Annotated in this window: 13 protein-coding genes; 2 read left to right on the forward strand and 11 right to left on the reverse strand. The window is 64.3% G+C overall.

All coding sequences use genetic code 11. The features are described from left to right. Window positions 1–61: 61 nt before the first annotated feature. Entirely contained in the window at window positions 62–1,474 is a 1,413-nt protein-coding gene (gene gltX, locus MRY75_RS11095; protein ID WP_292307772.1) for a glutamate--tRNA ligase, read from the reverse strand. A gap of 78 nt (window positions 1,475–1,552) precedes the next feature. Between gltX and MRY75_RS11100 the strand changes: the two genes are divergently transcribed. Next, window positions 1,553–3,583, forward strand: coding sequence for a ComEC/Rec2 family competence protein (locus tag MRY75_RS11100; protein WP_292307774.1), 2,031 nt, complete (start codon window positions 1,553–1,555; stop codon window positions 3,581–3,583). Here MRY75_RS11100 and lexA read toward each other — a convergent pair. From lexA to MRY75_RS11135, 7 genes are all read right to left on the reverse strand, one after another. Next, the gene (gene lexA, locus MRY75_RS11105; RefSeq protein ID WP_292307776.1) at window positions 3,577–4,275 is read right to left on the reverse strand and encodes a transcriptional repressor LexA; all 699 of its coding nucleotides are present in this window, start codon (window positions 4,273–4,275) and stop codon (window positions 3,577–3,579) included. The genes MRY75_RS11100 and lexA overlap by 7 nt on opposite strands. 86 nt (window positions 4,276–4,361) lie before the next feature. After that, window positions 4,362–5,531 (reverse strand): gephyrin-like molybdotransferase Glp, encoded by a 1,170-nt coding sequence (glp, locus tag MRY75_RS11110; RefSeq protein ID WP_292307778.1) that lies wholly within the window; start codon window positions 5,529–5,531, stop codon window positions 4,362–4,364. Beyond that, on the reverse strand, window positions 5,528–6,004 hold the full coding sequence (gene moaC / locus MRY75_RS11115; protein WP_292307779.1) for a cyclic pyranopterin monophosphate synthase MoaC: 477 nt from the start codon (window positions 6,002–6,004) through the stop codon (window positions 5,528–5,530). Before moaC ends, glp begins: the two co-directional genes overlap by 4 nt. After that, entirely contained in the window at window positions 6,001–6,804 is an 804-nt protein-coding gene (gene trpC / locus MRY75_RS11120; RefSeq protein WP_292307780.1) for an indole-3-glycerol phosphate synthase TrpC, read from the reverse strand. The genes moaC and trpC overlap by 4 nt, the downstream gene beginning before the upstream one ends. Next, a complete protein-coding gene (locus tag MRY75_RS11125) occupies window positions 6,801–7,448 on the reverse strand; it encodes a uracil-DNA glycosylase (protein ID WP_292307782.1) in 648 nt (215 codons plus the stop codon). The genes trpC and MRY75_RS11125 overlap by 4 nt, the downstream gene beginning before the upstream one ends. Before the next feature lie 121 nt (window positions 7,449–7,569). Further along, entirely contained in the window at window positions 7,570–8,586 is a 1,017-nt protein-coding gene (gene trpD / locus MRY75_RS11130; RefSeq protein WP_292307784.1) for an anthranilate phosphoribosyltransferase, read from the reverse strand. Further along, window positions 8,583–9,164 carry an aminodeoxychorismate/anthranilate synthase component II gene (locus tag MRY75_RS11135; RefSeq protein ID WP_292307785.1) on the reverse strand — a complete coding sequence of 194 codons (582 nt, stop codon included), beginning with the start codon at window positions 9,162–9,164 and terminating at the stop codon, window positions 8,583–8,585. The genes trpD and MRY75_RS11135 overlap by 4 nt, the downstream gene beginning before the upstream one ends. A 152-nt stretch (window positions 9,165–9,316) precedes the next feature. Between MRY75_RS11135 and MRY75_RS11140 the strand changes: the two genes are divergently transcribed. Further along, window positions 9,317–11,038 carry a divergent polysaccharide deacetylase family protein gene (locus MRY75_RS11140; protein WP_292307787.1) on the forward strand — a complete coding sequence of 574 codons (1,722 nt, stop codon included), beginning with the start codon at window positions 9,317–9,319 and terminating at the stop codon, window positions 11,036–11,038. A gap of 66 nt (window positions 11,039–11,104) precedes the next feature. Here MRY75_RS11140 and MRY75_RS11145 read toward each other — a convergent pair whose 3' ends face one another. From MRY75_RS11145 to MRY75_RS11155, 3 genes are all read right to left on the reverse strand, one after another. Next, window positions 11,105–11,746, reverse strand: coding sequence for a DUF1638 domain-containing protein (locus MRY75_RS11145; RefSeq protein WP_292307789.1), 642 nt, complete (start codon window positions 11,744–11,746; stop codon window positions 11,105–11,107). Continuing rightward, window positions 11,730–11,903: a hypothetical protein gene (locus MRY75_RS11150; RefSeq protein WP_292307790.1), complete on the reverse strand. Its 174-nt coding sequence runs from the start codon at window positions 11,901–11,903 to the stop codon at window positions 11,730–11,732. The genes MRY75_RS11145 and MRY75_RS11150 overlap by 17 nt, the downstream gene beginning before the upstream one ends. A gap of 95 nt (window positions 11,904–11,998) precedes the next feature. After that, on the reverse strand, window positions 11,999–12,703 hold the full coding sequence (locus MRY75_RS11155; RefSeq protein WP_292307792.1) for a B12-binding domain-containing protein: 705 nt from the start codon (window positions 12,701–12,703) through the stop codon (window positions 11,999–12,001). Between the last annotated feature and the right edge of the window lie 149 nt (window positions 12,704–12,852).

A 12,852-nucleotide genomic window follows, 5' to 3' on the forward strand; every position in this document is an offset into this window, starting at 1 on the left:
CTCTGAACATGGCGCCCAGAGCCAGCTATCCCAAGCCTGAGAACCGCGCGCCGGTTCGGCGTCAGTCGGTCCCCGAGGCAGCTGCTTCTGTCAGGCGGGCGACGGTTTCGTCACGCCCCAGAACCAGCATCATATCGAACACACTCGGCGTCACGGCCCGGCCTGCCAGCGCTGCCCGCATCGGGCCTGCCAACTTGCCGAATTTGGTCCCGTGCTCTTCTGCAATTCGGGATGTGACGGCTTCAAGCTCGTCGCGCGTCCAGCTAGCATTTTGCAAGTGCGGCGTCAACGATTGCAGTATACCACGGGATACCGTGTCCAGCTGTCCGGCGGCCTTCGGTTCCATCTCCAACGGGCGGAATGTCAGAATAAAGTGCGCCTTTTCAATCAGTTCCGGAAAGGTGCGCGCCCGTTCCTTGAGGCAATACATCGCACGATGCATCCCATCAGACTGTGCTTCCGTCAGGGCAGGTTTCCCCGCCGCGTCAAGATATGCTGACAATTCATGCAGCAGTGCAGCATCGTCGGCCACGGCAATGTGCTGGCCGCTCAGATTCTCGAGCTTCTTGAAGTCGAACCGGGCAGGGGATTTGCCGATCCCGGACAGATCGAACCACTCCTGTGCCTGCGCATCGGTGAAAAACTCGTCGTCGCCATGGCTCCAGCCCAGCCGCGCCAGGTAATTGCGCATGCCCGCTGCCGGGTAGCCCATTGCCTGGTATTCCTCGACCCCCAGCGCGCCGTGCCGTTTGGACAGTTTCTTGCCATCGGGACCGTGAATCAGCGGGATATGCGCCCAGACCGGGATGTCCCAGCCCATCGCCGTGTAGATCCCCATCTGACGTGCGGCATTGTTGAGGTGGTCATCCCCCCGGATCACATGGGTCACACCCATGTCATGGTCATCGACAACAACCGCCAGCATGTAGACCGGTGTGCCGTCCGAGCGTAACAGAACCATGTCATCCAGCTGATCGTTGCGGATAGTTACATCGCCCTGCACCTGATCGCGGATCACCGTGGTGCCGTCCTGAGGCGTCCGCAGACGGATGACGAAAGGGCCATCCGGGTGCGTCGACGGATCGGCATCGCGCCACGGGCTCTGAAACAGCGTCGACTTGCCTTCTGCACGTGCCGCCTCGCGGAAGGCTTCGATCTCTTCCTGGGTCGAGAAACACTTGTACGCCGCACCTTTGGCCAAAAGCTCATACGCCACCTCGGCATGACGCTCTGCCCGCTCGAACTGGCTCACCACGTCGCCATCATGGTCCAGACCAAGCCAGTCCAGCCCCTTGAGAATCGCCGCCGTCGCCTCGGGCGTCGACCGGGCGCGGTCGGTGTCCTCGATCCGCAGCAGGAATTTCCCACCGCGACCCCGCGCATAAAGCCAGTTGAACAGCGCCGTGCGCGCCCCACCGATATGCAGGTAGCCGGTGGGAGAAGGGGCGAAACGGGTGACGATCTGGCCGGACATTGGGCGCGTTTACCTTTCGATAACGGTCTTGGGGATAGCTTACGGCTCTCTTAACCAGCACCATTCACGGGGGCAAGTATGGCGCGGGTCCGGGACCTCGTCCCCGACATGCTTCAGGCGCAGCGCGGCGCGCTGTTTCCCTGGGTTCCGGTGTTTCTCGGGATCGGGATCGGCTATTACTTTGCATCAAAGTTCGAACCCTCGGTCATGTCCTTGGGCGTGCTGGCAACATCGGGCGCGCTGCTGATGGTCTGGCACCTGTGGTGTCGATCCAGCCTTGCCCCGCTGATCTGCGCGCTTGCCATGGTGTCCCTCGGCGTGGCTTTGGCGGGTGCGCGGGCGCATCTGGTGGCCGGTCCCGTGATCGACTGGCGCTACTATGGGCCCGTGACGGGGCGGGTGGTCGATATCGACCGCTCTGCGTCGGATGCGCTGCGGATCACGCTCGATCACGTCTGGCTGACCGATGTTCCGCTGTCCGAGACACCGGTACGGGTGCGTCTGTCGCTGCATTCAAAGGTGACCGGACATCTGCCGGAACCGGGTCAGACGATCAGCACGACCGCGCATCTCGGCCCACCCGGCGGCGCGGTCGAGCCGGGTGGTTTCGACTTCCGACGTCACGCGTGGTTCCTGCGCCTTGGCGCGGTTGGCTACACCCGTGTTCCCCTTGTCCTGTGGGAGGACGCCGGGCAGGAGCGGGCCATCTTCCAGACCCGCATGGCGATTTCCGCCCGTGTGCAGGCGGCTCTGCCTGGCGAGACCGGAGCCTTTGCCACGGCCATCATCACCGGGGACCGCAGCGCCATTCCGCAGCCTGTGCTCGACGCGCTGCGCGACACCAATCTTGCGCATCTGCTGGCGATTTCAGGCCTGCACATGGGATTGGTCACCGCCTTCGCCTTCGGTCTTCTGCGTCTTGCGCTGCTTCTGACACCGGTTGGGCTGCGCTGGCCGGTCAAGAAGATCGCTGCGGCGGGCGCTCTGGCGGTTGGTGCCGTGTACCTCGCGCTCTCCGGCGGCAATGTTGCCACCGAACGGGCCTTCGTGATGGTCGCGGTGATGCTGCTGGCCATTATGGTCGACCGGCGCGCCATCTCTTTGCGCGCGGTTGCGCTTGCGGCGCTGATCGTTCTGGTGCTCCGGCCCGAAGCGTTGATCGGCCCCGGTTTCCAGATGTCCTTTGCCGCGACCACCGCGCTGGTCGCGGTGTTTTCTGCCATCCGTGACAGCCGCTTGGATTTGCCACGTCACAAGGTCCTGCACGGCGTCGCGTCGGTTGTTCTGTCCTCGGCCGTGGCGGGGGCTGCGACCGCGCCCTTTGCCATGGCCCATTTCAACCAGATCGCGCAGTTGGGACTTCTGGCCAATCTGATGACCGTGCCCTTGATGGGCGTGCTGGTGATCCCGGCGGCTGTCTTGGGTATCCTGTTGATGCCGTTTGGTCTGGAATCCGCAGGCTTGGTCCCGATGGGCGTCGGGTTGGACTGGATTCTCCGGGTGGCCAAGACCATGGCGGATTGGCCCGGCGCGGTGCGTCCGGTCATGACGCCGGGTCCCGCCATCCTGCCATTGGTCACGTTGGGTGGCGTGTTCCTCATCCTGTGGCAGGGCCACATGCGTCTATTCGGACTTGCGCCTATCCTTCTTGCCGGAGCTCTTTGGCTCGGTGCAGAGCGCCCGCCGATCCTCGTCGCCGAAGGAGGAGCGTTGGTCGGCGTCATGACTCCAGCGGGCCGTGCCCTGTCGCGCGCCACAGGTGCCGGCTTTGTCGCGGACGTCTGGTTGGAGAACGACAGGCAGGGGCTGGATCAGGCCTCCGCTGCCGCGCTTTGGGAGGCGGGCCTTCCGCCGGTCAGACATATCCGCGGCAAACGCGATGCTGCCGCGTATGAGGGCTGTCGCGACGGTGCGCTGATCATCGCGGACACAGACCTGCCGGACAAGCCTCAGACTGCTGATTGCACAGTCCTCGATGCGTCAAAATTGCAAGGCTGGGGCAGCCTGGCCATCAGGTGGCACGGCGATGGCAGTTGGAACATCGAAAAGGCGCGCGACAGATCCGGCGCGCGCCTGTGGAACGATGCGGCCATCCGCAACGCTCAATAAGTGCGGATCAGCCCGACCAGACGTCCCTGTACCTTGACCGCCCCTACCGGCAGGATGCGCGGCTCATAGGCGGGATTTGCCGCTTCGAGGATGATGCTTTCGCCCTTGCGCTTGTAGCGCTTCAGCGTGGCTTCATACCCTTCGACCTGTGCCACGACGATGTCACCGTTGTCGGCACTCTGCGTTTCCCGGATCACCACGATATCGCCATCGTTGATCCCCGCCTCGATCATGGAATCGCCTTTGACTTCAAGCGCGTAGTGCCGGCCATTGCCCGACAGCATCGCCCCGGGCACAGCCACCGACGGTGGCACGTCGTTGATCGACTCGATCGGCACACCGGCGGCAATGCGCCCCATCAAGGGCAGGTCCAACGCATGCACCGTATCAACCGCGCGGGACTGCGCGGGGGGCGGTGCATCCGGAAGGTCGCCATCGATGACAGTGGGAGTGAAGCCCGGCTGCTTGTTCGCAAGCGTCTCAGGAAGCTTGACGATCTCGATCGCCCGCGCCCGATGCGCAAGGCGCCGGATGAAGCCCCGTTCCTCCAGCGCGGTAATCAGGCGATGGATACCTGATTTGGACCGCAAATCAAGCGCTTCCTTCATTTCGTCAAAGCTTGGTGGGACGCCGTCGCGCGCCACGCGTTTGCTGATGAAGTCCAGCAGGTCGAGTTGTTTCTTGGTCAGCATTTTCTGCCTCCGCTCGCATGATCCTCACTCTTTGTTCTACTGTTGTTCTTGTTTTGTGTCAAGAATCCGTAAACAAACGCGAGATTTCAGCGAAGAGGAAGATACTCCACGGTCTCACCGGCAGCGCGGGGCCCGTCCTTTCGGGGTCGGATGATCAGGGCGTCGGCCTGTCCGAGAATGCTCAGAAGCGAGCTGTCCTGCGCACCAAAGGCCACAAGCCCGTCCGCGGTTGTGCGTGCCCGCATGTAATGTTCGCGGGGGCCATTGGCGGGCAGGGCCTCGGCCAGCACACCCGTCCGACGCGGAGCGGGTTCTGCGGGCAGTCCCAGCATCGCGCGAATGACCGGTGCGATGAAAACATGTCCACATACCATCGCCGACACAGGATTGCCGGGAAGACCGATCATCATCGCGTCGCCAAACCGCCCCGCCATCAGGGGTTTGCCGGGCCGCATGGCAACCTTGTAAAAGCTCTGCTCGAAGCCCAGCTGCGGCGCAAGATTGGCCACCACGTCATGGTCACCCACCGAGGCCCCACCGATGGTGACAATTAGGTCTGCGCCCCGCGCAAGCTCGAACGCGGTCTTGAGCGAGGCCTCATTGTCCCGTGCGATGGGCAGAAGCCGAGGTTCCGCCCCAAGATCGCGCATCAGGGCATGCAGGCCAAGCGTGTTGGACGCGATGATCTGGTCCGGACCGGGTATTTCGCCGGGCATCACCAGCTCATCGCCGGTGGAGATCAGCGCCACACCGGGGCGCCGCGCGACCGAAACCTGCGCGATGTTCATCGAGGCCATGAGGGCGATGTCGTTCGGCCCGAGGATGCGCCCCGCGGCGATCCGATCCCCGACCCTGAAGTCACCACCCGCCGGGCGGATATGCGAGTTGTCTTCGGGGGAATCCCCAATGGTGATCCAGTCACCGTCCCGGCTGACATCTTCCTGAATCACAACGGCTTTTGCGCCCTCGGGCACCGGCGCTCCGGTGAAAATGCGCACCGCTTCGCCGGATTTTACCGGATGGTAAAATCCGTGACCGGCGGCGCTTTCGCCGATCACCCGCAACCGCAGCCCCGGCGCAACCTCAGCCACCGCGTAGCCGTCCATTGCCGACCCGTCGAAGGGCGGCTGGTCCCGCGTCGCGGCCACATCCTGCGCCAGCACACGGCGATGTGCCTCAAGAAGCGGCACCACTTCCGGTCCCAGCGGTTGCGCCAGGACGAAAAGCTGGTCAAGCGCCTCGGCAACAGAAATCATGTCGCCTCGTAGCGGCCTGATTTTCCGCCATCTTTCAGCATCACCCGGATGCCGGTGATCTCCATCGCCTTGTCCACCGCCTTGGCCATGTCGTAGACGGTCAGCGCCGCCGTCGACACCGCGGTCAGCGCCTCCATCTCGACCCCGGTCTGACCCGTGGTCTTGACCGTCGCCTCGATCCGCAGGCCCGGCAGATCGGGCGCGGGTGTCAGTTCCACTGCAACTTTCGTCACCGGAAGCGGATGGCAGAGCGGGATCAGGTCGGGCGTCTTCTTCGCCCCCATGATCCCCGCAAGCCGCGCCACACCGATCACATCGCCTTTCTTTGCGCGACCTTCCGTAATGATCTCAAAGGTTTCGCGTGCCATCTTGATGTAGCCCTCGGCCACGGCAACCCGCGAGGTGACGGCCTTGTCGGACACATCGACCATATGCGCATCGCCCTTGGCGTCGAAATGGGTGAGCTCGCTCATGCGGCCACCGGATCGGCCAGCAGCGCGCGGGTGGCCGCGGTCACATCCGCCTGACGCATCAGGCTTTCGCCGATGAGGAAACTGCGCGCGCCGTGGGCGGCCATATCGGCCAGATCCGCCGGGGTGAACAATCCCGATTCCGAGATCAGCATCCGATCGGCAGGCACATGTTTCGAAAGTTCACGTGTTGTCTCAAGAGTGGTCTCGAAGGTCTTGAGATTGCGGTTGTTTACGCCGATCAGAGGTGACTTCAGTGCCAATGCCCGATCCAGTTCGGCGCGGTCATGCACCTCGATCAGCGCGTCCATGCCCCAGGCAAAGGCCGCGTCTTCCAGTTCCGCCGCCTGCGCGTCCGAGACGCTGGCCATGATGATCAGGATGCAATCCGCCTGCAGGCTGCGCGCCTCGGCCACCTGGTAGGTGTCATACATGAAATCCTTGCGCAGCGCCGGAAGCGAGGTCGCCTGACGCGCGGCTACCAGATAGGACTTGTCGCCATGAAAGCTGGGAGTGTCCGTCAGCACGGACAGACAGGTTGCGCCCCCGGCCTGATAGGCCTGGGCAAGGCTCGCCGGTTCGAAATCCGCGCGGATCAAGCCTTTGGAGGGCGAGGCCTTCTTCACCTCTGCGATCAACCCATAGCCTTCGACCTGCGCCAGCCGCAAGGCCGCGCCGAAGGGGCGCACGGGATCTGCCGCACGGGCCGCGTCTTCGAGGACCGACAGCGGAACGCGTGCCTTGTCGGCGGCCACTTCCTCGAGCTTGTAGGCCTTGATCTTGTCGAGAATGGATGCGCTCATGGGGTCGTCCAGTTGATCGGGGCGTGTCCCTGTTCTTTAAGCCAGGCGTTCACGCGGGAAAAGGGGCGCGAGCCGAAAAAGCCACGCCGTGCCGACAGCGGGGAGGGATGGGCGCTTTCCAGCACCAGATGACCGTGCCCCACAAGACGCGGCGCATGGGCCCGCGCATCATTGCCCCACAGCACAAAGGCGCGCGGACGTCCCGAAAGTGCCTCCAGCACCTGCGGCACCAGTTTCTGCCAACCCAGCCGCCGATGCCCGCGCGCTGCGCCTGCAGGAACCGTCAGCACATCGTTCAGCAGGAGCACGCCCTGATCCGCCCAGAACCGCAGATCGCCATTGGGTGGCACATCCCCGATGTCCTCTTGCAACTCCCTGAAAATATTTCCCAAGGATCGGGGCAGGGGCTGCACGCCCGGTTCCACGGAAAAGGCAAACCCATGCGCGTGCCCGGGCGTGGGATAGGGATCCTGCCCCAAGATGACCACGCGTACGTCCTCGGGCGCACACGCCTCAAGCGCTGCAAAGACCTGCGGCGCAGGCGGCAGGACACAACGCTCTTCTTTTGCGACAACAGACGCGATGCCCGGCAATGTCTCTGAAAAAAACGACAAATGCCGCCATGCACCCGGCGGGGTCAACATGGCGCAGGTCCGCATCTTCTCTGGTTCAGAAATACTTCGGGGTCTGGGGCAGCGCCCCAGGCGTTTCCATCGATGGAAACGCCGCGATGCGGCGACGCATCGCCCGCCCGCCAGACGGACCTCACGCCGCCTGAGTGATGCGCGCCAGAGCCTCGACCCGCGCCTTGGCGGACCCGCTGTCGATGCTCTCGGCAGCCATCTCCACGCCAGCCTTGAGGTCGGCCACCTTGTCCGCCACCACCAGCGCCGCCGCCGCGTTCAGCAGAACCGCATCGCGATAGGCGCTTTTCGCCCCGTCCAGCAGATCGCGGAAGGCCTGTGCGTTTTCGGCAGGTGTCCCACCCAGAATGTCGCGGAAGGGATGCACCGGAAGGCCCGCATCCTCGGGATGCACCTCGCGGCCGCGGATCTTGCCATCCTCGAGCACCGCCACCTGCGTGGGGGCCGAGATAGAAATCTCGTCCGTTCCGTCGCCACCATGCACCAGCCAGGCCTTTTCCGACCCCAGTTCCTTCAGCGTTTCCGCCATCGGGAAAATCAGGTCGATGGCAAAGGCACCGGTCAATTGTCGCTTCACCCCCGCCGGATTGGTGAGCGGGCCAAGGATGTTGAAGATGGTTTTCGACCCCAGTTCCTGCCGCACCGGCATGACATGTTTCATTGCCGGGTGGTGCATCGGGGCCATCATGAAGCCGATCCCGGCCTCGGCAATGGCGCGTTCCACCACCTCGGGCGACACCATCACGTTGATCCCCATCTCGGTCAGCGCGTCCGCGGATCCGGACTTGGACGACAGGTTGCGGTTGCCGTGTTTGGCCACCGGCACGCCAGCGCCCGCCACCACAAAGGCGGTCGCGGTCGAGATGTTGAGCGTGCCCATGCCGTCCCCGCCGGTGCCGACGATGTCCATGGCACCTTCGGGCGCTTTGACGGCTGTACATTTGGCGCGCATCACCCCTGCGGCGGCCGCGTATTCCGACACCGCCTCGCCACGCGCCCGCAACGCCATCAGCAATCCGCCCATCTGGGCTGGGGTCGCTTCGCCGTCGAACAACAGTTCGAACGCCTGTTCGGCCTGCGACCGGCTCAGCGGGCCTTCAGAGGCGGCATAGATCAGGGGCTTCATCGCGTCGCTCATGCGGGCACCTTCAAGTCGTTGACGAAATTCTGCAAAAGCGCGTGACCATGTTCCGACGCGATGCTTTCGGGATGGAACTGCACGCCATGCATTGGCAATTCGCGGTGGCTGAGGCCCATGACCGTGCCGTCCTCCAGCCATGCGGTCACCTCGAGGCAGTCCGGGATCGTGTCCTTGTCCACCACCAGAGAGTGATAGCGCGTGGCCTCGAAAGGCGAGGGCAGTCCGGCAAACACCCCTTTGCCTGCGTGGTGCATCACCCCCATCTTGCCATGCACGATCTCGGAATGGCGCACCACCGACCCGCCAAAGGCCTGTCCCAGCGTCTGATGCCCGAGGCAGACCCCCATCAGCGGCGTGCCGGTTTCCGCTGCCGCCAGCGTGAGCGGCAGGCAGATGCCCGCCTGATCGGGATCGCAGGGCCCGGGCGACAGCAGGATTCCCGCCGGGTTCATGCCCATCGCGTCCTGCACAGTCAGCGCGTCATTGCGCACCACCTTCACCTCGGTGCCCAGCTCGCCCAGATAATGCACGAGGTTGTAGGTAAAACTGTCGTAATTGTCGATGAGCAGCAGCATGGGTCTTTCTTCGTCGTCAGGGCTGGCGGGGTGGGGGCCAATCGCGGTATACATGCGCAGGCAGACCAAGGCGCGTCAAGGGCGCGGGTGGGTCCACCGGCGCGGATGAGATGCCGGGGACGCAGGTGTGAGGCAAGACGAGGGCGAGGAACATGGCACGAGGGTTTTTGTCAGGGGCCATCTGGGGCACGGTGCTGTCTGTCGGTGGTTTGGGCGTCGCCTCTGTGCTGTTGCCGACGCAGACCCCCGCACCTCGGCCGGTGATGGAAGCGGCTGATCCTGCGCCGGTCGGCGAACCCGTTGCCACGGCGGACACCGAGACGGAACCGACTGCGCCGGTGGCCGAGACAGAGAGCGCAACAGCGACAGAGATGCCCGAAGCGGACGCGCCATCTGCGCCGGCGGTCTCCGAAGAGCCCTCCGAGACGCCGATGGACATCGCGACGACCGCGCCCGAGGATCGGGCCACCGAAAGCGTCGCGTCTGACGGCAGCGCATCCTTGGTTGACGCGGTCGAGGACCCCGCGCGTCGGCCCGCCGATGTGGCCCCGGTCGCGCCGCCGGACGATGCGCCTGTGCTGGAAACGCCCGAGGTCGCGGAAGGTGTGCCTCCGGCCGAGACCGACACGATGGCGGCTCCTGTGCCGACGCCCGATACCGGCGATGAGATTGCCGCGCTCGACGCGCCGACACCGGGTGACGGTCCTGCACCGCAAGCCGTACCGGGCACCGACACTGCGCCGGGTTTGCAGGCCGCCCCGTCCCTGAATGCCCCGCAGAGCGAGGCGGGGCTTTCGGTGTCGACAGAACCCGCGCAGCCGCCACAGCCAGACGTCCCGGTGGTGGAGACCCCGCTTGTCCCCGATCCGGAGCCCGAACCAGACACCGCGCCCGCGCCGGAGACGGAGTCCGAACCGGGCACAGACGACGCCACGACCGCCGCGACCGACACACCTGATCCCGCAGCGGCGCCGGAACAGTCCGAGCGTCCAACCGTCCGGCGGCTTGTGCCTTCGGAGGGCGCAGATGCCGAAGGGGATGCCGGGCAAAGCACCACCGCCGCTTTGCGCCCCTCCATCGGGACGCCTGCAGCGTCGCTGACGGACCGCAATCCGGGCAACTCCGCACGGCTGCCCTCCATCGGTGGCGCCGCAGATGACGCGTCTGACACGCCGGCCGCCGCGCCTGAAGCCGACAGCAGCCTGCCTCCCCTGCAGCGTTTTGCGGCAGAGGTCAGCAGCGACCCGTCGCTGCCCAAGATGTCGATCGTGATGATCGACGACGGGGCAGGTCCGCTTGGCCCCGATACGCTTGACGGCTTCCCGTTCCCTGTCACATTCGCACTCGACCCCGCGCAGGAGGGCGCTGCGGACCGCATGGCCGCCTATCGTACTCTGGGGTATGAAGTGGCTGTTCTGGTCTCCCTGCCGCAGGCCGCCCAGCCCAGCGATGTCGAGCAGATCCTTGCCGGTGCCTTGGCGGCCGTGCCCGAGGCCGTGGCGCTGATCGAGGCACCGGGCAGCGCGCTCCAGTCGGATCGCACCATCACGGAACAGGCGGCGGAGTTCGTTGCCGAAAGCGGGCACGGGCTTGTGTTCCTGCCCAACGGGCTCAACACCGCGCAAGCGATTGCACAGCGCGAGGCAGTGCCTGCCCTCAGCATTCTGCGCGATTTCGATGGCGACGGACAGGACGCCCGAACCAAGCGCCGCTTCCTGGATGGTGCCGCGTTCAGGGCGCGGCAGGATGGGGCGGTTGCGATGCTGGGGCGGTTGACGCCGGACACGCTGTCCGCACTGGTCCTCTGGAGCCTGCAGGACCGCGCGTCGAGCGTGGCAATGGTGCCGGTCTCGACCCTCTTGCTCGACCAGTAGGGTTGGGGTGCGGGCGGACGCGTCGACGCGTCCGCGGTTTCCGTCGACGGAAACCGGCGCAGACGGTCAGGTTCGGGCCCAGTCCCGCAGATGGGTGGCCAGATCGCCATAACCGGTCAACCGTCGCTCGAACCGAAGGCCCAGCTTTGCGGCACATGTTTCCGCCAGCGCGGTCAGGGCCGGATCGTCCGTCTGAGCCTGATACACCAACGTGTCGTAATTGCCGAAATACATGTCCCGCAACTCCGGATGACGGTCGAGCCCGAGTGGCTTCCAGACAAAGGCGTCGAATTGGCGGACCAGAAAATCCGTCAGGTAGAAAGCGGTGATCTCGTCGCGGGCGGCAAAGGTGTCGTTGCCTTCGAAAAAGCTGTAGCAATGCGGCCCGGCGATCATCTCCACCCCAAGCTCGCGACAGGCGGCTTGCAGCAAGCCACCGGTGCCGCAATCGGCATAGGCGATGAAGATCTCGGAATAGCTGTCCCGATGCTCGGCGACCGCAGCGCGGACCGCGTCCACGATCTTTTCGGGGTGGTTGTGATAGATCGCGGGAAGACAGGTCAGGTCCAGATGGGTCCATCCATTGGCATCGCGCAGATCAAGGATTTCGCGGGCGAGGGCACCACAGCCGATCATCAGCACACGTCCGGTGCCGCGCGCCGCCAGTCCCGTGTCTCTGAGTGTTCTATCGTCAGGCGGGCTCGTCATCGCCGGGCACATGGGCCAGACCCCAACGGGCCAGCAGCGCGACGGCGATCAGGGCGGGAAGAACCTTGAGGATGCCGAATTGGGCCATGGCCCAGACGGTCAGCCCGGATGCCGCAAGAACGGCCAAGATCATCGAAGCGAATGTGGTCACTGGCATGTCGATCTCCTTGTCCTGAAAATATGGGACAGATTGATCCATATGAAAAGGCCCCGCCGCATGGCGAGGCCCAAAAAGTGACGATTTGGCTCATCTTACCCAGCGGCAAGCTGATTGTGCTTGCGGCCGACGAAGGTTTTTGCCGTTTCCACAGCTACGGCCGCATCGCGGCAATAGGCGTCGGCGCCGATGGCCTTGCCGAATTCCTCGTTGAGCGGCGCTCCGCCCACCAGCACGATGTAATCGTCGCGGATGCCCTTTTCGACCATCGTGTCGATCACGACCTTCATATAGGGCATCGTTGTGGTCAGCAGGGCGGACATGCCCAGGATGTCGGGCTGTTCGGCCTCGATGGCGTCGAGATAGGCTTCGACCGGGTTGTTGATGCCAAGATCGACCACTTCGAACCCGGCGCCTTCCATCATCATCGACACGAGGTTCTTGCCGATGTCGTGGATGTCGCCCTTTACGGTGCCGATCACCATCTTGCCGACGCGCGGTGCGCCGGTTTCCGCCAGCAGCGGCTTGAGGATGGCCATGCCGCCCTTCATCGCGTTGGCGGCCAGAAGCACTTCGGGCACGAAGAGGATGCCGTCACGGAAGTCGTTGCCGACGACGGTCATGCCACCGACCAGCGCCTTGGTCAGGATGTCATACGGCTCCCAGCCGCGGTCGAGCAGGATATGAACCGCCTCTTCGATCTCTTCCTTGAGACCGTCATAGAGGTCGTCGAACATCTGCTCGACCAGTTCCTCGTCGTTCAGATCCGCGAGGATGATTTCGTCGTCTTCATCAGCCATGTATGTCACTCCAGACGCTGGCGGTGGACCCGCCAGTGATTGCTTTGCCGACTAATCGTCGTTTTCCGACGCAGCCACTTGGTGAAATCCGACATGCGCGCGAACGCAACCGACGCACGGGAAAGCCCGGATTCCGGTTTTGCCCTCAG

The sequence above is a fragment of the Marivita sp. genome (genome assembly GCF_022763305.1).
GTDB lineage: Bacteria > Pseudomonadota > Alphaproteobacteria > Rhodobacterales > Rhodobacteraceae > Marivita.

What these genes read in the sequence shown, in the direction of transcription:
- gltX (WP_292307772.1), bottom strand. Translation starts at nt 1,474, where the DNA reads ATGTCCGGCCAGATCGTCACCCGTTTCGCCCCTTCTCCCACCGGCTAC.
- MRY75_RS11140 (WP_292307787.1), top strand. Translation starts at nt 9,317, where the DNA reads ATGGCACGAGGGTTTTTGTCAGGGGCCATCTGGGGCACGGTGCTGTCT.
- lexA (WP_292307776.1), bottom strand. Translation starts at nt 4,275, where the DNA reads ATGCTGACCAAGAAACAACTCGACCTGCTGGACTTCATCAGCAAACGC.
- trpC (WP_292307780.1), bottom strand. Translation starts at nt 6,804, where the DNA reads ATGAGCGCATCCATTCTCGACAAGATCAAGGCCTACAAGCTCGAGGAA.
- MRY75_RS11135 (WP_292307785.1), bottom strand. Translation starts at nt 9,164, where the DNA reads ATGCTGCTGCTCATCGACAATTACGACAGTTTTACCTACAACCTCGTG.
- MRY75_RS11125 (WP_292307782.1), bottom strand. Translation starts at nt 7,448, where the DNA reads ATGTTGACCCCGCCGGGTGCATGGCGGCATTTGTCGTTTTTTTCAGAG.
- MRY75_RS11100 (WP_292307774.1), top strand. Translation starts at nt 1,553, where the DNA reads ATGGCGCGGGTCCGGGACCTCGTCCCCGACATGCTTCAGGCGCAGCGC.
- moaC (WP_292307779.1), bottom strand. Translation starts at nt 6,004, where the DNA reads ATGAGCGAGCTCACCCATTTCGACGCCAAGGGCGATGCGCATATGGTC.
- MRY75_RS11150 (WP_292307790.1), bottom strand. Translation starts at nt 11,903, where the DNA reads ATGCCAGTGACCACATTCGCTTCGATGATCTTGGCCGTTCTTGCGGCA.
- glp (WP_292307778.1), bottom strand. Translation starts at nt 5,531, where the DNA reads ATGATTTCTGTTGCCGAGGCGCTTGACCAGCTTTTCGTCCTGGCGCAA.
- MRY75_RS11145 (WP_292307789.1), bottom strand. Translation starts at nt 11,746, where the DNA reads ATGACGAGCCCGCCTGACGATAGAACACTCAGAGACACGGGACTGGCG.
- MRY75_RS11155 (WP_292307792.1), bottom strand. Translation starts at nt 12,703, where the DNA reads ATGGCTGATGAAGACGACGAAATCATCCTCGCGGATCTGAACGACGAG.
- trpD (WP_292307784.1), bottom strand. Translation starts at nt 8,586, where the DNA reads ATGAGCGACGCGATGAAGCCCCTGATCTATGCCGCCTCTGAAGGCCCG.